Source organism: Bradyrhizobium sp. OAE829 (assembly GCF_040546575.1).
Taxonomy (GTDB): Bacteria; Pseudomonadota; Alphaproteobacteria; order Rhizobiales; family Xanthobacteraceae; genus Bradyrhizobium.
The window spans coordinates 1,029,946-1,053,251 of the sequence record NZ_JBEPOE010000001.1 but is presented as its reverse complement, the minus strand read 5'-3'; the positions used below and the strand labels follow the sequence as shown (position 1 = coordinate 1,053,251).

Annotated in this window: 35 protein-coding genes; 33 read left to right on the top strand and 2 right to left on the bottom strand. The window is 62.1% G+C overall.

Going from position 1 to position 23,306, the window contains the following annotated elements; genetic code table 11:
* The first annotated feature begins 205 nt into the window (after positions 1-205).
* The 33 genes from rpsL to ABIE49_RS04995 all read left to right on the top strand — a co-directional run bounded on the left by rpsL (position 206) and on the right by ABIE49_RS04995 (position 21,310).
* The gene (rpsL, locus tag ABIE49_RS05155; RefSeq protein ID WP_057849132.1) at positions 206-577 is read left to right on the top strand and encodes a 30S ribosomal protein S12; all 372 of its coding nucleotides are present in this window, start codon (positions 206-208) and stop codon (positions 575-577) included.
* A 15-nt stretch (positions 578-592) separates the two neighbouring features.
* On the top strand, positions 593-1,063 hold the full coding sequence (gene rpsG, locus ABIE49_RS05150; RefSeq protein WP_192733871.1) for a 30S ribosomal protein S7: 471 nt from the start codon (positions 593-595) through the stop codon (positions 1,061-1,063).
* 30 nt (positions 1,064-1,093) lie between these two features.
* On the top strand, positions 1,094-3,166 hold the full coding sequence (gene fusA, locus ABIE49_RS05145; RefSeq protein WP_192733870.1) for an elongation factor G: 2,073 nt from the start codon (positions 1,094-1,096) through the stop codon (positions 3,164-3,166).
* 39 nt (positions 3,167-3,205) lie between these two features.
* The gene (tuf, locus tag ABIE49_RS05140) at positions 3,206-4,396 is read left to right on the top strand and encodes an elongation factor Tu (protein ID WP_192733869.1); all 1,191 of its coding nucleotides are present in this window, start codon (positions 3,206-3,208) and stop codon (positions 4,394-4,396) included.
* Positions 4,397-4,485: 89 nt separating this feature from the next.
* Positions 4,486-4,794, top strand: coding sequence for a 30S ribosomal protein S10 (gene rpsJ / locus ABIE49_RS05135; protein ID WP_002712302.1), 309 nt, complete (start codon positions 4,486-4,488; stop codon positions 4,792-4,794).
* A 53-nt stretch (positions 4,795-4,847) separates the two neighbouring features.
* Positions 4,848-5,570: a 50S ribosomal protein L3 gene (rplC, locus tag ABIE49_RS05130; protein ID WP_192733868.1), complete on the top strand. Its 723-nt coding sequence runs from the start codon at positions 4,848-4,850 to the stop codon at positions 5,568-5,570.
* Position 5,571: 1 nt separating this feature from the next.
* Complete coding sequence (rplD, locus tag ABIE49_RS05125) at positions 5,572-6,192, top strand: 50S ribosomal protein L4 (protein WP_192733867.1); 621 nt, start codon at positions 5,572-5,574, stop codon at positions 6,190-6,192.
* Positions 6,189-6,488 (top strand): 50S ribosomal protein L23, encoded by a 300-nt coding sequence (locus ABIE49_RS05120; RefSeq protein ID WP_192733866.1) that lies wholly within the window; start codon positions 6,189-6,191, stop codon positions 6,486-6,488. The genes rplD and ABIE49_RS05120 overlap by 4 nt, the downstream gene beginning before the upstream one ends.
* 12 nt (positions 6,489-6,500) lie before the next feature.
* Complete coding sequence (rplB, locus tag ABIE49_RS05115; protein ID WP_192733865.1) at positions 6,501-7,334, top strand: 50S ribosomal protein L2; 834 nt, start codon at positions 6,501-6,503, stop codon at positions 7,332-7,334.
* Between the two features lie 12 nt (positions 7,335-7,346).
* On the top strand, positions 7,347-7,625 hold the full coding sequence (gene rpsS, locus ABIE49_RS05110) for a 30S ribosomal protein S19 (protein WP_027536815.1): 279 nt from the start codon (positions 7,347-7,349) through the stop codon (positions 7,623-7,625).
* A 10-nt stretch (positions 7,626-7,635) separates the two neighbouring features.
* Positions 7,636-8,022 (top strand): 50S ribosomal protein L22, encoded by a 387-nt coding sequence (rplV, locus tag ABIE49_RS05105; RefSeq protein WP_192733864.1) that lies wholly within the window; start codon positions 7,636-7,638, stop codon positions 8,020-8,022.
* 17 nt (positions 8,023-8,039) lie between these two features.
* A complete protein-coding gene (gene rpsC, locus ABIE49_RS05100; RefSeq protein WP_192733863.1) occupies positions 8,040-8,738 on the top strand; it encodes a 30S ribosomal protein S3 in 699 nt (232 codons plus the stop codon).
* Between the two features lie 30 nt (positions 8,739-8,768).
* Positions 8,769-9,182 carry a 50S ribosomal protein L16 gene (gene rplP / locus ABIE49_RS05095; protein ID WP_025588649.1) on the top strand — a complete coding sequence of 138 codons (414 nt, stop codon included), beginning with the start codon at positions 8,769-8,771 and terminating at the stop codon, positions 9,180-9,182.
* 5 nt (positions 9,183-9,187) lie between these two features.
* Positions 9,188-9,394, top strand: a complete 207-nt coding sequence (rpmC, locus tag ABIE49_RS05090) for a 50S ribosomal protein L29 (RefSeq protein ID WP_192733862.1) — start codon at positions 9,188-9,190, stop codon at positions 9,392-9,394.
* Between the two features lie 10 nt (positions 9,395-9,404).
* Complete coding sequence (gene rpsQ, locus ABIE49_RS05085) at positions 9,405-9,653, top strand: 30S ribosomal protein S17 (RefSeq protein ID WP_192733861.1); 249 nt, start codon at positions 9,405-9,407, stop codon at positions 9,651-9,653.
* An 80-nt stretch (positions 9,654-9,733) separates the two neighbouring features.
* A complete protein-coding gene (rplN, locus tag ABIE49_RS05080; protein WP_011473865.1) occupies positions 9,734-10,102 on the top strand; it encodes a 50S ribosomal protein L14 in 369 nt (122 codons plus the stop codon).
* Entirely contained in the window at positions 10,102-10,416 is a 315-nt protein-coding gene (gene rplX / locus ABIE49_RS05075; RefSeq protein WP_192733860.1) for a 50S ribosomal protein L24, read from the top strand. The genes rplN and rplX overlap by 1 nt, the downstream gene beginning before the upstream one ends.
* Positions 10,409-10,966, top strand: coding sequence for a 50S ribosomal protein L5 (gene rplE, locus ABIE49_RS05070; RefSeq protein ID WP_192733859.1), 558 nt, complete (start codon positions 10,409-10,411; stop codon positions 10,964-10,966). The genes rplX and rplE overlap by 8 nt, the downstream gene beginning before the upstream one ends.
* Before the next feature lie 44 nt (positions 10,967-11,010).
* On the top strand, positions 11,011-11,316 hold the full coding sequence (gene rpsN, locus ABIE49_RS05065) for a 30S ribosomal protein S14 (protein WP_192733858.1): 306 nt from the start codon (positions 11,011-11,013) through the stop codon (positions 11,314-11,316).
* 14 nt (positions 11,317-11,330) lie between these two features.
* Positions 11,331-11,729, top strand: coding sequence for a 30S ribosomal protein S8 (gene rpsH, locus ABIE49_RS05060; RefSeq protein WP_192733857.1), 399 nt, complete (start codon positions 11,331-11,333; stop codon positions 11,727-11,729).
* A 14-nt stretch (positions 11,730-11,743) separates the two neighbouring features.
* Entirely contained in the window at positions 11,744-12,277 is a 534-nt protein-coding gene (gene rplF / locus ABIE49_RS05055) for a 50S ribosomal protein L6 (RefSeq protein ID WP_192733856.1), read from the top strand.
* An 11-nt stretch (positions 12,278-12,288) separates the two neighbouring features.
* A complete protein-coding gene (gene rplR / locus ABIE49_RS05050) occupies positions 12,289-12,648 on the top strand; it encodes a 50S ribosomal protein L18 (protein WP_192733855.1) in 360 nt (119 codons plus the stop codon).
* Positions 12,649-12,710: 62 nt separating this feature from the next.
* On the top strand, positions 12,711-13,286 hold the full coding sequence (rpsE, locus tag ABIE49_RS05045) for a 30S ribosomal protein S5 (protein WP_028349043.1): 576 nt from the start codon (positions 12,711-12,713) through the stop codon (positions 13,284-13,286).
* A 41-nt stretch (positions 13,287-13,327) separates the two neighbouring features.
* A complete protein-coding gene (gene rpmD / locus ABIE49_RS05040) occupies positions 13,328-13,519 on the top strand; it encodes a 50S ribosomal protein L30 (protein ID WP_192733854.1) in 192 nt (63 codons plus the stop codon).
* Positions 13,520-13,602: 83 nt separating this feature from the next.
* Entirely contained in the window at positions 13,603-14,091 is a 489-nt protein-coding gene (rplO, locus tag ABIE49_RS05035; RefSeq protein ID WP_192733853.1) for a 50S ribosomal protein L15, read from the top strand.
* A gap of 145 nt (positions 14,092-14,236) precedes the next feature.
* Positions 14,237-15,568 (top strand): preprotein translocase subunit SecY, encoded by a 1,332-nt coding sequence (gene secY / locus ABIE49_RS05030; protein ID WP_192733852.1) that lies wholly within the window; start codon positions 14,237-14,239, stop codon positions 15,566-15,568.
* 95 nt (positions 15,569-15,663) lie between these two features.
* Entirely contained in the window at positions 15,664-16,773 is a 1,110-nt protein-coding gene (locus tag ABIE49_RS05025; RefSeq protein ID WP_354066602.1) for a preprotein translocase subunit SecY, read from the top strand.
* Complete coding sequence (locus ABIE49_RS05020) at positions 16,770-17,627, top strand: adenylate kinase (protein ID WP_192733850.1); 858 nt, start codon at positions 16,770-16,772, stop codon at positions 17,625-17,627. The genes ABIE49_RS05025 and ABIE49_RS05020 overlap by 4 nt, the downstream gene beginning before the upstream one ends.
* 184 nt (positions 17,628-17,811) lie before the next feature.
* On the top strand, positions 17,812-18,180 hold the full coding sequence (gene rpsM / locus ABIE49_RS05015; protein WP_192733849.1) for a 30S ribosomal protein S13: 369 nt from the start codon (positions 17,812-17,814) through the stop codon (positions 18,178-18,180).
* Positions 18,181-18,301: 121 nt separating this feature from the next.
* Positions 18,302-18,691, top strand: coding sequence for a 30S ribosomal protein S11 (gene rpsK, locus ABIE49_RS05010; protein ID WP_192733848.1), 390 nt, complete (start codon positions 18,302-18,304; stop codon positions 18,689-18,691).
* Positions 18,692-18,808: 117 nt separating this feature from the next.
* A complete protein-coding gene (locus ABIE49_RS05005; RefSeq protein ID WP_192733847.1) occupies positions 18,809-19,840 on the top strand; it encodes a DNA-directed RNA polymerase subunit alpha in 1,032 nt (343 codons plus the stop codon).
* Between the two features lie 124 nt (positions 19,841-19,964).
* A complete protein-coding gene (gene rplQ / locus ABIE49_RS05000; RefSeq protein WP_192733846.1) occupies positions 19,965-20,381 on the top strand; it encodes a 50S ribosomal protein L17 in 417 nt (138 codons plus the stop codon).
* A gap of 134 nt (positions 20,382-20,515) precedes the next feature.
* Complete coding sequence (locus ABIE49_RS04995; RefSeq protein WP_192733845.1) at positions 20,516-21,310, top strand: SDR family NAD(P)-dependent oxidoreductase; 795 nt, start codon at positions 20,516-20,518, stop codon at positions 21,308-21,310.
* A 103-nt stretch (positions 21,311-21,413) separates the two neighbouring features.
* Here the strand turns inward: ABIE49_RS04995 and ABIE49_RS04990 are convergent, their stop codons facing one another.
* Together ABIE49_RS04990 and ABIE49_RS04985 are read right to left on the bottom strand one after the other, a co-directional pair.
* Entirely contained in the window at positions 21,414-21,821 is a 408-nt protein-coding gene (locus ABIE49_RS04990) for a hypothetical protein (RefSeq protein ID WP_192733844.1), read from the bottom strand.
* A gap of 366 nt (positions 21,822-22,187) precedes the next feature.
* Positions 22,188-23,201 carry a zinc-binding alcohol dehydrogenase family protein gene (locus ABIE49_RS04985; RefSeq protein ID WP_192733843.1) on the bottom strand — a complete coding sequence of 338 codons (1,014 nt, stop codon included), beginning with the start codon at positions 23,199-23,201 and terminating at the stop codon, positions 22,188-22,190.
* Positions 23,202-23,306: the final 105 nt, after the last annotated feature.

The following is a 23,306-nucleotide window of genomic DNA, read 5'->3' as shown; positions in this document are numbered from 1 at the left end:
GCAGGCCGAACAGCGAACGCTGATCGGTCTTCAGTCGCGGTCCTCTGTGGCGTCGAAGCGCTTTCCGCTCAGCAATGAGTGGTTGGCGCGATTTCGTTTTGCGTGGGTCTTTTCCCGTGCAAGGCGGCCGAACGGGGCGGCTAGTCCCGAGAAGAATTTGCGAAGCCATCTCCGGTTTCGCGCGAACTAAAGGGTGAAGGCTGACATGCCGACGATCAACCAGCTGATCGCAAAACCGCGTACCGTGCAGAAGTCGCGCAAGAAGGTGCCGGCGCTGCAGCAGTCGCCGCAGAAGCGCGGCGTTTGCACGCGCGTCTATACCACGACCCCGAAGAAGCCGAACTCGGCGCTTCGTAAGGTTGCCAAGGTGCGCCTGACCAACGGCTTCGAAGTGATCGGCTACATCCCCGGTGAAGGCCATAACCTTCAGGAGCACTCGGTGGTCATGATCCGCGGCGGCCGCGTCAAGGATTTGCCCGGCGTGCGCTACCACATTCTCCGCGGCGTCCTCGATACCCAGGGCGTCAAGAACCGTAAGCAGCGTCGTTCGAAGTACGGCGCGAAGCGTCCGAAGTAAGCGGGAACAGCCAAGATGTCTCGTCGCCATTCAGCTGAAAAGCGTGAAGTGAACCCGGATCCGAAGTTCGGGAACATCATCATTACGAAGTTCATGAATTCGATCATGTACGACGGCAAGAAGTCTGCCGCCGAGAGCATCGTCTACGGCGCGCTCGCCATGATCGAGGCCAAGACCAAGCAGGGCCCGCTGCCGGTGTTCGAGCAGGCGCTGGAAAACGTCATGCCGACCATCGAAGTGCGGTCGCGCCGCGTCGGCGGCGCCACCTACCAGGTGCCGGTTGAAGTGCGTTCCGTCCGCCGTCAGGCGCTCGGCATTCGCTGGATCATCACCGCGGCGCGCGATCGCAACGAGAAGACGATGACGGAGCGGCTCTCCGCTGAACTGCTCGACGCGTCGAATAACCGGGGGAACGCCGTCAAGAAGCGTGAAGACGTGCACCGGATGGCTGAAGCCAACCGCGCCTTCTCGCACTATCGCTGGTAACGGCGAAACACGGATTTTAAGGAACAACCCATGCCCCGCGTTCATGCCATAGAGAACTACCGCAACTTCGGTATCATGGCGCATATCGATGCCGGCAAGACCACGACCACCGAGCGCATCCTTTATTACACCGGCAAGAGCCACAAGATCGGCGAAGTGCACGAAGGTGCCGCGACGATGGACTGGATGGAGCAGGAGCAGGAGCGCGGCATTACGATTACGTCGGCTGCGACCACCGCGTTCTGGGAAGGCAAGCGCCTCAACATCATCGACACTCCCGGCCACGTCGACTTCACCATTGAAGTCGAGCGTTCGCTGCGCGTGCTCGACGGCGCGGTATGCGTGCTCGACTCCAACCAGGGCGTTGAACCCCAGACCGAAACCGTCTGGCGTCAGGGCGACAAGTACCGCGTTCCGCGCATCGTCTTCGCCAACAAGATGGATAAGACCGGCGCCGACTTCTACAAATGCATGCAGGATATTGTCGATCGCCTCGGTGCCAAGCCGATTGCGATCCAGCTGCCGATCGGCTCCGAAAACAACTTCAAGGGCCTGGTCGATCTCGTCCGCATGAAGGGCGTAGTCTGGGAAGAAGAGAAGCTCGACGCCAAGTTCGTCGACATCGATATTCCCGAGGACATGGTCGAGAAGGCCAATGAATATCGCGAGAAGCTGCTGGAAGCCGCCGTCGAACTCGACGACGACGTTCTTGCTGCTTACCTCGACGGCAAAGAGCCCGATGTCGCGACCTTGAAGCGCATGATCCGCAAGGCCGTGCTGACCGGCGCGTTCTTCCCGGTGCTGTGCGGTTCGGCGTTCAAGAACAAGGGCGTGCAGCCGCTGCTCGATGCGGTCGTGGACTATCTGCCGTCGCCGGTCGACGTGCCCGCCATCAAGGGCATCGATGAAGACGGCAACGAAGTCGTCCGCAAGGCCGACGACAAGGAGCCGCTGGCTCTGCTCGCGTTCAAGATCATGGACGACCCGTTCGTCGGCACCATCACCTTCTGCCGCATCTATTCCGGCGTGCTGATGAGTGGTACCGGCGTGGTCAACTCGACCCGCGAGAAGAAAGAACGCATCGGCCGCATGCTTTTGATGCATGCGAACAACCGCGAAGACATCAAGGAAGCTTATGCCGGCGACATCGTTGCTTTGGCGGGCCTGAAGGAAGCGCGCACCGGTGACACGCTGTGCGACCCCGACAAGCAGGTGATCCTGGAAAAGATGGAATTCCCGGAGCCGGTGATCGAAATCGCTATCGAGCCGAAGTCTAAGGCCGACCAGGAAAAGCTCGGCGTCGCGCTGGCGAAGCTCGCTGCGGAAGATCCGTCGTTCCGCGTGTCGACCGACCAGGAGTCCGGCCAGACCATCCTCAAGGGCATGGGCGAACTCCATCTCGACATCAAGGTCGACATCCTGCGCCGTACCTACAAGGTCGATGCGAACATTGGCGCGCCGCAGGTGGCGTTCCGTGAGCGCGTCACCAAAAAGGCCGAGGTCAAGTACACGCACAAGAAGCAGACCGGCGGTACCGGTCAGTTCGCTGAAGTGTCGATCGTGGTCGAGCCGAACGAGCCCGGCAAGGGCTACGAGTTCGAGTCCAAGGTTGTTGGTGGTTCGGTGCCGAAGGAATACATCCCCGGCGTCGAAAAGGGCCTCAACAGCGTGATGGGCTCGGGTGTCGTCGCCGGCTTCCCGGTGGTCGACGTCAAGGTGACGCTGGTCGACGGCAAGTATCACGACGTCGACTCGTCGGCGCTGGCCTTCGAAATCGCATCGCGCGCGGCGTTCCGCGAAGCGCTGACGAAGGGCAAGTCCGTCCTGCTCGAGCCGATCATGAAGGTCGAAGTGGTGACCCCGGAAGACTATACCGGTTCGGTCATCGGCGATCTGAATTCGCGGCGCGGCCAGATCCAGGGTCAAGACATGCGCGGCAACGCCAACGTCATCAACGCGATGGTGCCGCTCATGAACATGTTCGGGTACGTGAATAACCTGCGCTCGATGAGCCAGGGACGCGCGACCTTTACGATGCAATTCGATCACTACGCGGAAGCACCCGCGAACGTGTCCGCAGAAGTCCAGAAGAAGTTTGCCTGATTGTCGTTGGCGACAGTCAACGATTAAACGGAGAGTCAAATGGCCAAAGCAAAGTTTGAACGTAACAAGCCGCACTGCAATATCGGAACCATCGGTCACGTCGACCATGGCAAGACTTCGCTGACCGCAGCGATCACCAAGGTGCTGGCTGAAACCGGCGGTGCGACGTTCACGGCGTACGACCAGATCGACAAGGCGCCCGAAGAAAAGGCGCGCGGCATCACGATCTCGACCGCTCACGTCGAATACGAAACCGCGAACCGGCACTACGCCCACGTCGATTGCCCGGGCCACGCCGACTACGTCAAGAACATGATCACCGGTGCGGCGCAGATGGACGGCGCGATCCTGGTGGTGTCGGCCGCCGACGGCCCGATGCCGCAGACCCGCGAGCACATCCTGCTGGCCCGTCAGGTCGGCGTTCCCGCGCTCGTCGTGTTCCTGAACAAGTGCGACATGGTCGACGATCCGGAACTGCTCGAACTGGTCGAGATGGAAGTCCGCGAACTGCTCTCGAAGTACGAATTCCCGGGCGACACCATCCCGATCATCAAGGGTTCGGCTCTCGCCGCCCTCGAAGACAAGGACAAGAAGCTCGGCCACGATGCGGTTCTCGAGCTGATGAAGGCCGTCGACGAAAGCATCCCGCAGCCGGCGCGTCCGATCGACCAGCCGTTCCTGATGCCGGTCGAAGACGTGTTCTCGATCTCGGGCCGCGGCACCGTGGTGACCGGCCGTGTCGAACGCGGCATCGTCAAGGTCGGCGAGGAAATCGAAATCGTCGGTCTGCGCGATACCCAGAAGACCATCGTCACCGGCGTCGAAATGTTCCGCAAGCTGCTCGATCAGGGCCAGGCCGGCGACAACATCGGTGCGCTGCTGCGCGGTACCAAGCGCGAGGAAGTCGAGCGTGGCCAGGTGCTGTGCAAGCCGGGTTCGGTCAAGCCGCACACCAAGTTCAAGGCTGAGGCTTACATCCTGACCAAGGAAGAGGGCGGTCGTCACACCCCGTTCTTCACCAACTACCGGCCGCAGTTCTACTTCCGCACCACCGACGTGACCGGCGTCGTGCATCTGCCCGAAGGCACCGAAATGGTGATGCCGGGCGACAACATCGCGATGGAAGTGCACCTGATCGTGCCGATCGCGATGGAAGAGAAGCTCCGCTTCGCGATCCGCGAAGGTGGCCGCACCGTCGGCTCGGGCGTCGTCTCCGCCATCATTGAGTAAGCGAACAGGAATTGGCGAGTGGCGGATGAAGTCATCCGCTACTCGCTAGCCACCATTCGCAAATACGACGACAAAGAAAGACAGCGGCAATGAACGGCCAAAATATTCGCATCCGTCTCAAGGCGTTCGACCATCGAATTCTCGATACGTCGACCCGCGAGATCGTGAACACGGCGAAACGTACCGGTGCTCAGGTTCGCGGACCCATTCCGCTGCCCACCCGCATCGAGAAGTTCACCGTCAACCGTTCGCCGCACGTCGACAAGAAGAGCCGTGAGCAGTTCGAGATGCGCACCCACAAGCGCCTGCTCGACATTGTCGACCCGACCCCGCAGACCGTCGATGCTTTGATGAAGCTCGACCTGGCCGCCGGTGTCGACGTCGAGATCAAGCTCTAAGATTTTTTTAGATCGTCCGAAGTTAGCGGACAGAAAGAACAGGAAGCACGCCGATGCGCTCCGGAGTGATCGCACAAAAGGTCGGGATGACGCGGGTCTTTACGGAGACCGGTGAACATATCCCTGTGACCGTGCTGAAGCTGGGCAATTGCCAGGTTCTGGGCCACCGCACGACCGAGAAGAACGGTTACGTTGCGCTGCAGCTCGGTTCCGGCACCCGCAAGACCGTCTATCTGCCCAAGGCAGAGCGCGGCCAGTTTGCGGTGTCCAAGGTCGAGCCCAAGCGGAAGGTCACCGAGTTCCGCGTGTCTGAGGACGCGCTGATCCCGGTTGGCGCCGAAATTCAGGCGGACCATTTCGTGGTCGGCCAGTTCGTCGACGTCACCGGCACCTCGGTCGGTAAGGGTTTTGCCGGCGGCATGAAGCGCTGGAACTTCGGCGGTCTTCGCGCCACCCACGGTGTGTCGGTTTCGCATCGTTCGATCGGTTCGACCGGCGGACGTCAGGATCCCGGCAAGACCTTCAAGAACAAGAAGATGCCCGGTCACATGGGCGTCGATCGCATCACCACGCTCAATCTGCGCGTCGTGCAGACCGACGTCGAGCGCGGCCTGATCCTCGTCGAGGGCGCCGTTCCCGGCTCCAAGGGCGGTTGGATCTCGGTGCGTGATGCGGTGAAGAAGCCGTTGCCGAAGGAAGCTCCGAAGCCCGGCAAGTTCAGGGTTGTCGGCGGCGCCGAGCAGGCTGCTGCACCGGCCGAGCAGGAGGGCGCGTGAGATGGAACTGAAAGTCACGACCCTTGAGGGCAAGGAAGCCGGTTCGGTCCAGCTGTCCGATGAGATTTTCGGCCTGGAGCCGCGCAAGGACATCATCCAGCGCTGCGTCAACTGGCAGCTCGCCAAGCGTCAGGCCGGCACGCACAAGACGCAGGGCCGCGCCGATGTCTGGCGCACCGGCAAGAAGATGTACAAGCAGAAGGGCACCGGCGGTGCTCGTCACGGTTCGGCCCGCGTTCCGCAGTTCCGCGGCGGAGGCCGTGCGTTCGGTCCGGTGGTGCGCTCGCACGCCTTCGCCTTGCCGAAGAAGGTGCGCGCACTGGCACTTCGCCATGCGCTCTCCGCCAAGGCAAAGGACGGCGGGCTGATCGTGATCGAATCGGCGACGCTCGAGGCCGCCAAGACCAAGGCTCTGGTCGGGCATTTCTCGGGTCTCGGCCTGACCAATGCGCTGATCATCGACGGCGCCGAGGTCAACACCGGTTTCGCGACCGCGGCCCGCAACATTCCGAACATCGACGTGCTGCCGATCCAGGGCATCAACGTCTATGACATTCTGCGCCGTCACAAGCTGGTGCTGACCAAGTCGGCGGTGGATGCGTTGGAGGCGCGCTTCAAATGAAGAATATCGATCCGCGCCATTACGACGTGATCGTTGCCCCGGTGGTGACCGAAAAGGCGACGGTAGCGTCCGAGCACAACAAGGTTGTGTTCAAGGTCGCCTCCAAGGCGACCAAGCCGCAAATCAAGGAAGCCGTCGAAAAGCTGTTCGACGTCAAGGTGAAGAGCGTGAACACGCTGGTCCGCAAGGGCAAAACCAAGGTGTTCCGCGGCAATTTCGGTTCGCAGTCGGATGTGAAGCGGGCGATCGTGACCCTCGAAGAGGGCCACCGCATCGACGTCACCACCGGACTATAAGGCGTTACGACGATGGCATTGAAAACATACAATCCGACGACGCCGGGCCAGCGCCAGCTGGTGATGGTCGACCGTTCGGCGCTGTACAAGGGCAAGCCGGTCAAGGCGTTGACCGAGGGCAAGCACAGCAATGGCGGCCGCAACAACACCGGCCGTATCACGGTTCGCTTTCGTGGCGGTGGCCACAAGAAGGCCTACCGGATGGTCGATTTCAAGCGCGACAAGGTCGACGTTTCAGCGACCGTCGAGCGCCTGGAATACGATCCGAACCGCACCGCGTTCATCGCGCTGATCAAGTATGCCGACGGCGAGCAGGCCTACATCTTGGCGCCGCAGCGGCTGGCCGCGGGCGACACCGTCGTTGCCGGCAACTATGTCGACGTGAAGCCCGGCAATGTCATGCCGCTCGGCAACATGCCGGTCGGCACGATCGTCCACAATATCGAGATGAAGATCGGCAAGGGCGGCCAGATCGCACGTTCCGCCGGCACCTACGCGCAGATCGTCGGCCGCGATCAGGACTACGTCATTCTGCGTCTGAACTCGGGCGAGCAGCGCCTGGTGCACGGCCGTTGCCGCGGCACCATCGGCGCGGTGTCGAACCCCGATCACATGAACATCTCGATCGGCAAGGCCGGCCGTACCCGCTGGCTGGGCTGGCGTCCGCATAACCGCGGCGTCGTCATGAACCCGATCGACCATCCGCACGGCGGCGGCGAAGGCCGCACCTCGGGCGGCCGCCACCCGGTTACCCCGTGGGGCAAGCCGACCAAGGGCAAGAAGACCCGTTCGAATAAGTCGACCAACAGATTCATCCTCCTAAGCCGCCACAAGCGGAAGAAGTAAGGAACGCCGGACATGGTTCGTTCAGTCTGGAAAGGCCCGTTCGTCGAAGGCTCTCTGCTCAAGAAAGCAGATGCCGCGCGTGCGTCCGGCCGTCACGACGTCATCAAGATCTGGAGCCGCCGCTCGACCATCCTGCCGCAGTTCGTCGGCTTGGTCTTCGGTGTCTACAACGGCCAGAAGCATGTGCCGGTATCGGTCAACGAGGAAATGGTGGGTCACAAGTTCGGTGAATTCTCGCCGACCCGTACCTTCCATGGCCATTCTGGCGACAAGAAAGCCAAGAAGGCTTGAGGAATAAGCGATGAGCAAACCAAAGCGCGAAAGAGTGCTCGCGGATAACGAGGCCAAGGCTGTGGCCCGGATGCTGCGCGTGAGCCCGCAGAAGCTTAATCTTGTCGCGCAGCTGATCCGCGGCCGGAAGGCGTCTGCGGCACTGGCCGACCTGCAGTTCTCGCGCAAGCGGATCGCGGTCGACGTCAAGAAGTGCCTGGAATCGGCGATCGCGAACGCCGAGAACAACCACGACCTCGAGGTCGACGATCTGGTCGTCGCCGAGGCCCATGTCGGCAACGGCATCGTGATGAAGCGCTTTTCGCCGCGCGGCCGTGGCCGTTCGGGTCGTATCTACAAACCGTTCTCGCACCTGACCATCGTGGTTCGTCAGGTCGAGGCCGAGGCTGGCGCTTAAGGGCGCGGGAGAAGACGATGGGTCAAAAAATCAATCCAATCGGACTGCGTCTCGGCATCAACCGTACGTGGGATTCCCGTTGGTTCGCCGGCAAGAACGAGTACGGCAAGCTGCTGCATGAGGACGTCAGGATCCGTGAGATCCTGCACAAGGAACTCAAGCAGGCAGCCGTCGCCCGCATCGTGATCGAGCGTCCGCACAAGAAGTGCCGCGTGACGATCCATTCGGCGCGTCCCGGCGTCGTAATCGGCAAGAAGGGCGCCGACATCGACAAGCTGCGCAAGCGGGTTGCCGACATCACGGCTTCCGACGTCGTCATCAACATCGTCGAAATCCGCAAGCCTGAGCTCGACGCTACCCTGGTCGCCGAATCGATCGCCCAGCAGCTCGAGCGCCGCGTCGCATTCCGCCGCGCCATGAAGCGCGCGGTGCAGTCGGCGATGCGTCTTGGCGCCGAAGGCATTCGTATCAACTGCTCGGGCCGTCTCGGCGGCGCCGAAATCGCGCGTATGGAATGGTATCGCGAAGGTCGCGTTCCCTTGCACACGCTGCGCGCCGACGTCGATTACGGCGTGGCGACTGCGTTCACGACATTCGGTACCTGCGGCGTCAAGGTCTGGATCTTCAAAGGCGAGATCCTCGAGCACGATCCGATGGCCCAGGACAAGAAGATGGCCGAAGGCGACAATACCCGTCCGCGTCGCGACGCTGCTTGAGACATTAGAGAAGGTTTGAGGGCGTAAGCCATGATGCAACCAAAGAAAACGAAGTTCCGGAAGGCGCATAAGGGCCGTATCCACGGCGTTGCGACTTCGGGCGCGACGTTGTCGTTCGGACAGTTCGGCCTGAAGGCGATGGCGCCCGAGCGCATCACCGCCCGTCAGATCGAAGCCGCACGCCGCGCGCTGACCCGTCACATGAAGCGCGCCGGCCGCGTCTGGATCCGCGTGTTTCCGGACCTGCCGGTGTCGAAGAAGCCCGCCGAAGTCCGCATGGGCTCGGGCAAGGGTACGCCGGAATTGTGGGTGGCCCGCGTCAAGCCCGGCCGCGTGATTTTCGAGATCGACGGCGTCACGGTGCAGACCGCAAAGGAAGCGCTCTCGCTCGCCGCCGCCAAGCTGCCGATCAAGACGCGCTTCGTCGCGCGCATTGCGGAGTAACATTCATGGCCGAGATGAAAACCGCCGACATTCGCGCGATGAGCGACGATCAGAGGGAGGACGCCGTCCTCAACCTGAAGAAAGAGCGTTTCAACCTGCGTTTCCAGCGCGCCACCGGGCAGCTGGAGAACACCACGCGGCTGCGTGAAGCTCGCCGCGATATCGCCCGCATCAAGACCATCGCCGCGCAAGCGCGCGCGAAGAAGAAGTAAGAGGCCGGATATGCCGAAACGAACCCTTCAGGGCGTGGTCGTGAGCGACAAGCAAGCCAAGACGATCGTGGTGCGCGTCGACCGCCGCTTCACCCACCCGATCTACAAGAAGACGATCCGCCGCTCCAAGAACTACCACGCGCACGACGAGAACAACGAGTTCAAGCCGGGCGACATGGTGTGGATCGAGGAGAGCAAGCCGATCTCGAAGTTGAAGCGCTGGACGGTTGTCCGGGGCGAACAGAAGAAAACGGCCTGAAGCGGGTCGGGCCTAGCCTGACCGGTTTTGGGAAATTTTAAGCGCGTTTCAGCGCATCAGAAAGAGGACGAGGTGCATCAATGATTCAGATGCAGACCAACCTCGACGTGGCCGATAATTCAGGCGCACGCCGTGTCATGTGCATCAAGGTGCTTGGGGGCTCCAAGCGCCGCTATGCCACCGTGGGCGATGTTATCGTTGTGTCGATCAAGGAAGCGATTCCGCGCGGCAAGGTGAAGAAGGGCGACGTGATGAAGGCTGTCGTGGTGCGTGTCCGCAAGGACATCCGCCGCGCCGACGGCTCGGTCATCCGCTTCGACCGCAACGCCGCCGTGCTGATCAACAATCAGTCGGAGCCGGTCGGCACCCGTATCTTCGGGCCCGTGCCGCGCGAGCTGCGCGCCAAGAACCACATGAAGATCATTTCACTTGCGCCGGAGGTGCTGTGATGGCTGCCAAGATCCGCAAGGGTGACAAGGTCATCGTGCTGAACGGCCGCGACAAGGGCCGTACCGGCGAAGTATTCGAGGTCCGTCCCGACGAGAACAAGGCTCTCGTGCGCGGCGTCAACCTGGTGAAGCGTCACCAGAAGCAGACCCAGTCCCAGGAAGGCGGCATCATCTCCAAGGAGGCGCCGATCCACCTGTCCAACATCGCGTATGTCGGCAAGGACGGCAAACCGACCCGCGTGGGCTTCAAGATTCAGGCTGATGGCAAGAAGGTACGCATTGCCAAGAGCTCGGGAGCAGAGATCGATGGCTGAAACCGCTTATGTGCCGCGCCTGCGCGTGGAGTATGACAAGAGCATCCGCAGCAAGCTGACTGAACAGTTCGGCTATGCCAACGTCATGCAGGTGCCGCGTCTTGACAAGGTCGTCCTCAACATGGGCGTCGGCGATGCCGTCAACGACCGCAAAAAGGCCGAGACCGCGGCTGGCGACCTGTCGCTGATCGCCGGCCAGAAGGCGATCGTGACCTATTCGCGCGTCGCGATCGCGACCTTCAAGCTGCGTGAAAACCAGCCGATCGGCTGCAAGGTCACGCTGCGCAAGGCCAAGATGTACGAGTTCATCGACCGCCTAGTGAACGTGGCGCTGCCGCGCGTGCGCGACTTCCGCGGCCTCAATCCGAAGAGCTTCGACGGCCGCGGCAATTATTCGCTCGGCCTCAAGGAGCACATCATTTTCCCCGAAATCGACTTCGACAAGGTTTCGGAAGCCCGCGGCATGGACATCACGGTTTGCACCACGGCGCAGACCGACGACGAGGCGCGTGCCTTGTTGACCGCTTTCAATTTCCCGTTCCGGCAGTGAGACGCAGTTAAAGCCTCTCAAACGCGGAAACCCAGGAGCCAAGCATGGCAAAGAAGAGTTCAATCGAGAAGAACAACCGGCGCAAGCGGATGACCAAGAACGCCGCCCCCCAGCGCGCGAAGCTGAAGGCGATCATCGCCGACAAGACCAAGCCGATGGAAGAGCGCTTCGCGGCGACGCTGAAGCTTGCCGAGATGCCGCGCAACTCGTCGGCGACGCGCATCCGCAACCGCTGCGAACTCACCGGCCGTCCGCGCTCGGTCTATCGCAAGAACAAGCTCAGCCGCATCGCGCTGCGTGAACTCGGCTCCAAGGGCCTGGTTCCCGGGCTCGTGAAGTCGAGCTGGTAAGGGAGGGTCGTCAGATGTCTACGCACGATCCGATCAGCGATCTCATCACCCGCATCCGCAACGCGCAGATGCGCTCCAAGTCCAAGGTTTCGACCCCGGGCTCGAAGATGCGCGCCAACGTGCTCGAAGTGCTGAAGTCCGAGGGTTACATCCGCGGCTACGCCAGCGTAGAGCATTCGTCCGGCCGCAGCGAACTCGAGATCGAACTGAAATATTTCGATGGCGAGCCGGTCATTCGCGAAATCGAGCGGGTGTCCAAGCCAGGCCGTCGGGTTTACGCCTCGGTGAAGAACCTGCCGCGCGTCAACAACGGTCTCGGTATTTCGGTCTTGTCGACACCGAAGGGAATCATGGCTGACCACGAAGCGCGTGAAGCGAACGTGGGCGGCGAAGTTCTCTTCACGGTGTTCTGAGGAAGGATTCTAGCATGTCACGTGTTGGCAAACGGCCCGTGCCGATCCCGTCCGGTGTGACGGCGACCGTCGAGGGGCAGACCGTCAAGATGAAGGGGCCGAAGGGCCAGCTTCAGTTCGTCGTGCATGACGACGTCGAGGTGAAGTTCGAGGACGGCGCGGTCAAGGTCGCGCCGAAGCTCGAAACCAACCGGGCGCAGGCCATGTACGGCACCGCGCGCGCGCAGGTCGCAAACCTGGTCGAGGGCGTCACCAAGGGTTTCGAGAAGAAGCTCGAGATCACCGGCGTCGGCTACCGCGCCGCGCTGCAGGGCAAGAACCTGCAGCTCGCGCTCGGCTACAGCCACGACGTCGTCTACGCGATCCCGGATGGCATCACCATCGCGGTGCCGAAGCCGACCGAGATCACGATCACGGGCAATGATTCCCAGCGCGTCGGTCAGGTTGCGGCCGAAATCCGCGCCTATCGTCCGCCGGAGCCCTACAAGGGCAAGGGCGTGAAGTACGCCAACGAATTCATCTTCCGCAAGGAAGGCAAGAAGAAGTAACGGAGCCGGCCATGTCACTGAAAGTTACAAATGCCCGGCGCAAGCAGCGTGTGAGGAATTCACTGCGCCGCTCCGCCAATGGACGTCCGCGTCTGTCGGTGTTCCGCTCGTCGAAGCACATCTATGCCCAGGTCATCGACGACCTGAAGGGCGAGACGCTGGCTTCCGCGTCGTCGCTGGAAAAGACGATGCGCGAGAGCGGCAACACGGGCGCCAACATCGATGCGGCCAAGGCCGTCGGCAAGCTGCTGGCGGAACGCGCCGTGCAGAAGGGCGTCAAGGAAGTGATATTCGATCGCGGTCAGTATCTGTATCACGGGCGCGTCAAGGCGCTCGCCGATGCGGCCCGCGAAAGCGGATTGAGCTTCTAACAACCGGTTTTGAACCAAGATTAAGGACAGGGGCGTTAGGCTCCCTGAGATTGGAAAACACCATGGCAGGTGAACGCGAACGCGGCGGACGCGAACGGAGCAGGGATCGCGAAGAGCGCGACAGCGAGTTCGTCGACAAGCTGGTCCACATCAATCGCGTGGCGAAGGTCGTCAAGGGCGGCAAGCGCTTCGGCTTTGCGGCGCTGGTCGTGATCGGCGACCAGAAGGGTCGGGTCGGTTTCGGTCACGGCAAGGCGCGCGAAGTTCCCGAGGCGATCCGCAAGGCGACGGAATCGGCGAAGCGTAACCTGACGCGCGTTGCTCTGCGCGAAGGCCGCACGCTGCATCACGATATCGCCGGCCGTCACGGTGCGGGCCGCGTCTATCTGCGCGCAGCCCCGGCCGGTACCGGCATCATCGCGGGCGGTCCGATGCGCGCGGTGTTCGAAACGCTCGGCATCCAGGACGTGGTGGCGAAGTCGATCGGCTCGTCGAACCCCTACAACATGGTTCGCGCAACCTTCGACGCGCTGAAGCATCAGGATTCGCCGCGTTCGGTGGCGGCACGCCGCAACATCAAGGTGTCCACGCTGCAGTCGCGCCGCGTCGGTGGCGATGCCGAAGTGGTGGCTGAATAAACAATCAGGCGCAGCTTCCCGCGCCGTTCGGAGTCAAGACGATGGCCAAGGCCGCAAAGATGATCAAGGTCGAGCAGACTGGCAGTGCAATCCGCCGCCACCACTCGCAGCGTGCGACGCTGATCGGCCTCAAGCTCAACAAGATCGGCCGGGTTTCCGAGCTGCAGGATACGCCTGAAGTTCGCGGCATGATCAGCAAGGTTCAACATCTCGTCCGCGTCGTCGGCGAGTAAGCAAGACAGGGAGGAGCATGATCCCGAAAAGTGGGGACCGGTTTTCGGTCAAGATCATGCTCCATAGATAAGGGAATTTCGCGATGAAGCTCAGCGATATCGCCGACAACGCCGGCTCGCGCAAGAAGCGCATGCGCGTCGGCCGTGGCATCGGTTCAGGCAAGGGCAAGACTGCGGGCCGCGGCGGCAAGGGCCAGACTGCGCGTTCGGGCGTGCGCATCAAGGGCTTCGAGGGCGGCCAGATGCCGCTGCATCGGCGCCTGCCGAAGCGCGGCTTCAACAACATCTTCAAGCTCGACTTCGCCGAGATCAATCTCGACCGCCTGCAGGACGCGATCGATGCCAAGCTGGTCGACACCAAGGAAACCATCACCGCCGAATCGCTGGTGAAGGCAGGCGTGCTGCGCCGCGCCAAGGACGGCCTGCGTCTGCTCGGCCGCGGCGAGATCAAGGCCAAGCTCGCCATCGAGGTGCATGGCGCCTCGAAATCCGCGATCGCGGCGGTCGAAAAGGCCGGCGGCACGGTGAAGGTTCTGGCTCCGGCCAAGAAGGAAGAAGGCGAGGCGGCGTAACATCTGCGTCATTGCCCGCCGAGCGCGGGCAATCCGCCGATTGAACGATGGACTTATCGAAGCCGAGCACCAAATAATGTCCGGCGTCTGCCGATGGCCCCGCTCGGGGCCCACGGCGTGAGGGACGGCGGGAGAAAGCCTAGACATGGTCTCAGCAGCAGAACAACTTGCGGCAAACCTCAATTTCTCTGCGCTCGGCAAAGCCGACGAACTGAAGAAGCGCATCTGGTTCACACTGGGTGCGCTGCTTGTTTATCGGCTCGGCACCTACATTCCGCTGCCCGGCATCGATCCCGCCGCCTGGGAGCAGGTGTTCAAGTCGCAGGCCGGCGGTATTCTCGGCATGTTCAACATGTTCGCCGGCGGCGGTATCAACCGCATGGCGATCTTCGCCCTGAACATCATGCCGTATATCTCGGCGTCCATCATCATCCAGCTTCTGACCACGGTTTCGCCGCAGCTCGAGGCGCTGAAGAAGGAAGGCGAGGCCGGCCGCAAGACGCTGAACCAGTATACCCGCTATCTCACGGTGATCCTCGCCGCGTTCCAGTCCTACGGTATCGCCGTCGGCCTGCAGGGCGCCGGTAACGTCGTCAGCGAGCCTGGGCCGTTCTTCCTGATCTCTACCGCGATCACGCTGACCGGCGGCACCATGTTCCTGATGTGGCTCGGCGAGCAGATCACCTCGCGCGGCATCGGCAACGGTATTTCGCTGATCATCCTGGCCGGCATCGTCGCCGAGTTGCCCTCGGCGCTCGCCAACATGCTCGAACTCGGCCGTCAGGGTGCGCTGTCGACCGCCCTGATCCTGGTCGTGATCGTGATGGCGGTCGTCGTGATCGCCTTCATCGTGTTCATGGAACGCGCCCAGCGGCGGCTCCTGATCCAGTATCCGAAGCGCCAGGTCGGCAACAAGATGTTCGAGGGCCAGTCCTCGCATCTGCCACTCAAGCTCAACACCTCGGGCGTGATCCCGCCGATTTTCGCCTCGTCGCTGCTGTTGCTGCCGACCACGGTTGCCAACTTCAACGCCGGCAAGGGTCCGGAATGGTTCCAGTGGCTCAACACCCAGCTCAGCCACGGCCGTCCGCTATTCCTGTTCTGTTATCTCGCGCTGATCGTGTTCTTCGCGTTCTTCTATACCGCGATCGTGTTTAATCCGACCGAGACCGCGGACAATCTGAAGAAGCATGGCGGCTTCATCCCCGGCATCCGTCCGGGCGAGCGTACCGCCGAATATATCGACTACGTGTTGTCGCGCGTGACGGTGCTCGGCGCGATCTATCTCGCCATCGTCTGCCTGATTCCCGAAGTTCTGATCTCCTATGCCGCGGTGCCGTTCTACTTTGGCGGAACCTCGCTTCTGATCGTCGTCAGCGTGACGATGGATACGGTGGCGCAGGTGCAGGGCTATCTGCTCGCCCATCAGTATGAAGGGCTGATCCGCAAGTCCAAGCTCAAGGGCCGCCGTCGATGAAATCTGAGCTGCCGCGCCGGATCGCGATCACGATCGGCGCGCTGCTCATCTTCCGGCTCGGCACTCATATCCCGCTTGCGGGCCTCTCGCCACAGATGCAGGCCGGCCTGCTGGTTTCATCGGGCGCGGCCGCCCGCATTTCGATTTTCGCGCTCTTCATCATTCCCTATCTGAGTGTCGCGATCGTCATCCAGCTTGTCGCTGTGGTGTGGGGCAGGCTGAGCGCGCTCGAACGATCGGGTGAGGCCGGCCGCCGCAAGATTGCCCGCTTCACGCTCATCCTGACGCTGCTGCTTGCGACATTCCAGGCCTTCGGCGTCGCGTCCGGTCTTCAGGACGTTCCCGGCCTCGTCACCGAGCCCGGCGGCTGGTTCCTGCTGTCGGCCACTGCAACGATGGTGGGCGGCGTGTTCTTCCTGGTCTGGCTCAGCGAACAAATCACCCGCCGCGGGATCGGCAACGGGCTCGCGCTGCTTCTGTTCGTCGGCATCATCGTTTCGCTTCCGGCGGATATTTCCGCCACCTTCCAACTGCTGGGACAGGGTGCGATCTCCGGCAGCCTTCTGCTGTTGCTGGCCATCCTCGCGGTCGTGGGGGTCGCTGTCATCGTGCTCGTCGAAGGCGCGCGGCGGAACGTGCCCGTGCAATATGCCGCGCGCCAGGCCGGAACACGCCTGCTTCCCGCGCGCTCCTCGGTGCTGCCGATCAAGATCAACAGCGCCGGGTTCCTGATCCCGGCCACCGTGACACCGTGGATTTTCTATCTTCCGCTGGTGCTTGCGACCCTGGCCTTCGGCCAGACACCGACGCTCGCCGTCGCCTACGACCACATCCAGTTCGCCCGGCCGGTCCACATGATCCTCGGATCCATTGCGGTCTTCGTGCTGGCTTTCATCTATACCGCCTATGTGCTTGATCCCGCGCGCATCGCCGAGGTCTTGCACAAGCGGGGCGGCGCGATTACAGACGTGGCGCCGGGCGAACCCACCGCCGACCATCTCGATCGCGTCGTGACGTTGACGACCTTCGTCGGAGCCGTCTACCTCGTGGCCGTGTCGCTGATTCCGGAAGCCCTGGTGGCTTACGGTAAGCTGCCCTTTCTTTTTGGTGGTGGGTCGGCGCTGATTGTGGTTTGCACTATCCTTGATATCAAAACGCAGGTGCGCGGGCATTCGCTCACCAAGCCGGGGGGCGAATTGTCATGAGATTGATCCTTTTGGGGCCGCCGGGTGCGGGCAAGGGGACCCAGGCGCAACGGCTGGTCCACAAACACGACCTGATCCAGCTCTCCACCGGCGAGATGCTGCGCGCTGCGGTGGCCGCCCAGACGCCGATCGGCCTGCAGGCCAAGGACATCATGGCGAGCGGGTCGCTGGTGCCGGATGAAATCGTGATCGGGATCATCTCCGACCGCCTCGACCAGCCCGACATGAAGAACGGGTTCATCCTCGACGGCTTTCCCCGCACGGTGCCGCAGGCCGCGGCCCTCGATGAACTGCTGAAGAAGAAGCACATCAAGCTCGACGCCGTGATCGAGCTGCGCGTCAACGAGAGCGCGCTGCTCGACCGCGTCGAGAGTCGCGTCGCCGAGATGCGGGCGAGGGGCGAGGAAGTGCGAATCGACGACACCCCTGAGGTGTTGTCGAAGCGGCTGGCGAGCTACCGGACCCTGACCGAGCCGCTGATTCACTATTATTCGGAGCGGCGGAAGCTGCTCACGGTCGACGGCATGATGACCATCGAGCACGTCACGCGGGAAATTAACCGGATCCTGTCTGCGATCGGCGCGGTGGAACCCAAGCCGGTCAAGGCTTCAGCCCCGGCCAAACAGGCCAAGGCAGGCGCCAGGAAGACCGCCAAGCCATCTGGCAAAAAGCCTGCCAAAACAGCCAAGAAGGCCGCCAAATCGGCTCCAAAGGCCGCCAAATCGGCCTCCAAGGGGGCAAAAAAGGCCAAAAAGGCGACCAGGAAAACTGCCAAGAAAACGGCCAAAAAGGCGGTCAAGAAGCCCGCCAAAAAGGCCGTGAAAAAGGTCACGAAAAAGCGAGCTAAACGATAGAGACGGTTGACGAAACCGAGTGGAATCCTTTAATAAGCCCCGCATCCAAGTCGGATAGTTTCAGACGATGCCGGGCCCCAAAGAATCTGAGGGGACGGGCGTCGTGTTCGCGTTTGCGGACACCTGCCCGAGTTAGCAAGAACATAGCCCGGTCCGCGAGGGATCGGTGACAGGAGAGAAGTCCGTGGCCCGTATTGCCGGCGTGAATATCCCGACCAACAAGCGCGTCTTGATCGCGCTCCAGTACATCCATGGCATCGGCCAGAAGAACGCGGCCGAGATCATCGAGAAGGTGAAGATTCCCGCCGAGCGCCGCGTCAGCCAGCTCAGCGACCAGGAAGTTCTGCAGATCCGCGAAGTCATCGACCGCGACTATCTGGTCGAGGGCGATCTTCGTCGTGAAGTCGGCATCAACATCAAGCGTCTGATGGACCTCGGCTGCTATCGCGGCCTGCGTCATCGCCGCGGCCTGCCGGTGCGCGGCCAGCGCACCCACACCAATGCGCGCACGCGCAAGGGCCCGGCCAAGTCGATTGCCGGCAAGAAGAAATAAGCTCGCGAACAGCTGACGCGAGGCGGCGAATTTCCATTCGCTCCTCACCGTCTGCTTTTCGCGTTTTAGGTGTAGCCGCTGGCACTACGGCGGCGTTTGAGATCACAGGAAAGGTTTTGGAATGGGCAAGGAAGCCACCCGCATTCGCCGCCGCGAACGCAAGAACATCGCCTCCGGCATCGCGCATGTGAATTCGTCGTTCAACAACACGACCATCACCATCACCGACGCGCAGGGCAACACCATTGCCTGGTCGTCGGCCGGCACGATGGGCTTCAAGGGTTCGCGCAAGTCGACCCCCTATGCCGCGCAGGTCGCGGCCGAAGACGTTTCCAAGAAGGCGCAGGAACACGGTATGCGCACGCTGGAAGTGGAAGTTGCGGGCCCTGGTTCGGGCCGTGAGTCGGCGCTTCGCGCGCTGCAGGCGGCGGGCTTCACCGTCACATCGATTCGCGACGTGACGACGATCCCGCACAATGGTTGCCGTCCGCGCAAGCGCCGGCGCGTTTGATATTTGGTCGCGGGCGGATTTATCCGCCGCGCGATTGCCTTGGAATTTCGACAGCCGCGGGCTGATCCGCGATCTCCAACGTCAGTTGCGGGCACGACTGGCCCAAAGGACTGACACATGGGTGACACAGTGACGATCCAGAAAAATTGGCAAGAACTTATCCGACCGAACAAGCTGCAGGTAACGCCGGGCACCGATGCGGCCCGGTTTGCGACCGTTGTTGCAGAACCCCTCGAGCGCGGCTTCGGCCAGACCCTCGGTAACGCGCTGCGCCGCATCCTGCTGTCGTCGCTGCAGGGTGCAGCGGTGCAGTCGGTGCACATCGACGGCGTGCTGCACGAGTTCTCCTCGATCGCGGGCGTTCGCGAAGACGTCACCGACATCGTGCTCAACATCAAGGACATCTCGATCAAGATGCAGGGCGAAGGCCCCAAGCGCATGGTCGTGAAGAAGCAGGGCCCGGGCGTCGTCACCGCCGGCGACATCCAGACCGTCGGCGACGTCGTGGTGCTCAATCCTGACCTGCAGATCTGCACGCTGGACGAGGGCGCAGAAATCCGTATGGAATTCACGGTCGCTGCCGGCAAGGGCTATGTCGCCGCCGAGCGTAACCGCCCCGAGGACGCGCCGATCGGCCTGATCCCGGTCGACAGCCTGTTCTCGCCGGTCCGCAAGGTCTCCTACAAGGTCGAGAACACCCGCGAGGGCCAGATCCTCGACTACGACAAGCTGACCATGACGATCGAAACCAATGGTGCGATCACGCCGGAAGACTCGGTGGCCTATGCCGCCCGCATCCTGCAGGATCAGCTCAACGTGTTCGTGAACTTTGAAGAGCCGCGCAAGGAAGTGGCGCAGGAGATCATCCCCGATCTCGCGTTCAACCCGGCGTTCCTCAAGAAGGTCGACGAGCTGGAGTTGTCGGTGCGTTCGGCAAACTGCCTGAAGAACGACAACATCGTCTACATCGGCGACCTCGTGCAGAAGTCGGAAGCGGAAATGCTCCGTACCCCGAACTTCGGCCGCAAGTCGCTGAACGAGATCAAGGAAGTGCTGGCCCAGATGGGTCTGCATCTCGGCATGGAAGTGCCGGGCTGGCCGCCGGAGAACATCGACGAGCTCGCCAAGCGCTTCGAAGACCACTATTGATTTAGCAATGACCGCGATGGCCGGGCGAAAGCGCGGCCATTGCATTTTGGGCGAACGCAGGCGGCCCACCTGAGCAACAAGTCCGACGAACCGTCGCGACAGAATAAGTATTGAGGAATTCAACATGCGTCACGGCAAGGTTCACCGGAAGCTCAACCGCACCGCCGAGCATCGGAAAGCGATGTTCGCCAACATGTGCGCGGCGCTGATCAAGCACGAGCAGATCGTCACCACGCTGCCGAAGGCCAAGGAATTGCGCCCGATCGTCGAGAAGCTCGTCACGCTCGGCAAGAAGGGCGGTCTCGCGATGCGCCGCCAGGCGATCAGCGAAATGCGCGACAAGGATCAGGTCCGCAAGCTGTTCGACGTGCTGGCGTCCCGCTACAAGGACCGTCAGGGCGGCTATACCCGCATCATCAAGGCCGGCTTCCGCTACGGCGACAACGCTCCGATGGCCGTGATCGAATTCGTCGACCGCGACGTCGACGCCAAGGGCAAGGACTCCGGCCCGGTGCAGGAAAAGTCCGCCGAAGCGGCGTAAGGTTTTCCGAGATCAGTTTCCAAAAGCGGCGCCTCCGGGCGCCGCTTTTTTTTGGCATCACCTGCAGGTGACCAGCGATTGCGGCTGCGCCCGCCGCTTCCGATATCTCCGTCATCAATGAAGGGAGATATCCAGTGAACATCGATCTTTCGGGAAAAACCGCGCTGGTGACGGGCTCGACCGCCGGCATCGGACACGCTATCGCCAAGAGCCTCGCCGCGACCGGCGCCAGCGTGGTCGTCAATGGACGCTCGCAAGCCAAGGTCGATGCCGCGTCAGGGGCGATCACCAAGGCCGTTCCCGGCGCCAAGGTCCACGGCGTGGCCGCCGATGTATCGACCGCTGCGGGATGCAAGGCGCTGCTGGCCGCGCTGCCCAGCGTCGACATCCTGATCAACAATGCCGGGATATTCGAGCCCAAGGGCTTCTTCGATATTCCCGACGAGGACTGGAGCCGCTTCTACGAGGTCAATGTGATGTCGGGGGTGCGGCTGTCGCGCGCCTATATGCCGGGCATGTTGACGCGCAATTGGGGCCGCATCGTTTTCATTTCCTCGGAATCCGGGTTGAACATTCCAAAGGAGATGATCCATTACGGCATGACCAAGACCGCGCAGCTTGCGGTTGCGCGGGGCCTTGCGGAGCTGACCCGTGGCACCGCGGTGACGGTCAACTCGGTATTGCCGGGGCCGACGATGTCGGAGGGCGTCGAGACCTTCGTCAGGGATCTGGCAAAGCAGAATGGCCAGTCGGTGGAAGAGGCGGCTTCCAGCTTCGTGAAACAGCATCGCCCGACCTCGCTGCTGCAGCGCTTTGCCAGCGTTCAGGAGATCGCCAACATGGTGGTCTATGTCAGCTCGAAGGAGGCCTCCGCCACCAACGGCGCCGCGCTCCGTGTCGAAGGCGGGATCGTGCAAACCATCGCGTGAGGCGGCGCCGGCGTGTGTGCACGGCGCGGCGTCGCATATCCGACTAACGCGAACTGCCTAAGACAAAAAGGGCCGCCATTTCGGGCGGCCCTTTTTAGTGCAACTACCAGCGGCGGTAGTAAGCGCGATGGTACCGTGGACCGTAGTAGCGCGGACCGTAGGCGTAGACCGGACGATATACGCGGCGAACATAGGGACCGCCATAGTAGCCGCCGTAGTAGGCCGGTGCGTAACCGCCACCATAATAGGCGGGCGCGTACCCGCCGCCGTAATACGCTGGCGCGTAGCCGCCGCCATAGTACCCGTAGCCTGGGCCGTAATACCCGTAGCCCGGACCGTAGGCGTAAGCGTTCGACGCAATTCCGCCGATCACCGCGCCCGCGATCAATCCGCCAGCGATCCCCGGGAAAAATCCGCCGCCGCGCCAGCGCGCTTCCGCGGGCGAGGGTGCCGCGATCGCCGTCAAGCCCAGGACCGCCGCGGCGGTCAGAGCCAATACTGCCTTCCTCATGGGCCACTCCCTTCCAAAAATCACACGCAATCCAAACATTCTAGGTCGAAGTTCGTTGCTTACCCAAGGACTTCCAGTGAGTTTGCGCGCGGATTTAATATTGATGAACGTTTGTTCAGCGCGGCCGATCCACCGCCTTGGCGAGGATCGTCGATTTCTCCGGGCATTGGAACTCAACGCTCCGTGAAATTACATTCTGTCGCAGGTGCGAAATGACGGGGTAGCCGCCGAAGTTCGTAGGGCGGGCAAAGCGACTTGTCCGGTGTAGCTCGAAGAGCGAAGGCGGCCCCACCATTCACGACAACGATCCGGATAGAGGGTGGGCACGGCGCTGGTGCGCCTTTGCCCACCCTACGCAATCTCGAACTACCAACCCTCCAGCACGATCTTGCCGCGCGACTTGCCGCTCTCCAAAAGCGCATGCGCGCGTTTGAGGTTGGCGGCGTTGATGCTGCCAAAGGTCTGGTCGAGCGTGGTGCGCAGCACGCCCTTGTCGATGAGGTCGGCGACGTCGTTCAAGAGATGATGCTGTGCGATCATGTCCGGCGTCTGGAACGACGAGCGCGTGAACATCGATTCCCAATGCACCGAGATCGCCTTGCCCTTGAACGCGCTCATGGTGAATTCCGGGGGATCGTCGATCAGGCCGAACTTGCCCTGCGGCGCCATCAGGTCGGCGATGCCCTTGTAGTGCTGATCGGTGTAGGTGAGGCTGGCGACGAGGCCGACCGGCGGCACTTTCAGCTGCTCGATTTGCTCCTTCATCGGCTTGCCATGATCGATCACGGCATGCGCGCCGAGGTCGAGGCACCATTTTTGTGATTCCGGCCGGGTCGCGGTGGCAACCACGGTGAGGCCGGTGAGGCGGCGCGCGAGCTGGATCAGGATCGAGCCGACGCCCCCGGCGCCGCCGGTAATCAATAGCGTGCGCGGATCGACGCTCTTGCCCGGCACCGCGCCGAGGCGGTCGAACAACAACTCCCACGCGGTGATCGAGGTCAGCGGCAGCGCGGCGGCCTGCGCAAAGGAGAGCGACTTCGGCTTCTTGCCGACGATGCGTTCATCGACCAGATGGAATTCCGAGTTGGTGCCCTGGCGCAGGATCGAACCGGCGTAGAACACTTCATCGCCCGGCCTGAACAGCGTCACGTCAGGTCCGACCGCATCGACGACACCGGCCGCGTCATAGCCCAAAATCTTGGTCTCGCCTTCGGGCGGCGCGGCGCGCTTGCGCACTTTGTAATCGACGGGGTTGGCCGAGATCGCCTTCACGGCGACGCGGATGTCGCGGCCTTTCGGCTCCGGCTTGGCGGTCTCGAAATCGATCAGCGAATTCGCGTCCTCGATCGGGAGCGATTTTTGGTATCCGACGGCCTTCATGGCTGTTGTCTCCTGACTGTCCAAAACAGGTGGTCCAAATTTGACGTGTTTTCCTGGCGCGAACCGGTCGCCACCCACGGACCAATTCCGCGGGCATGCTTCGGT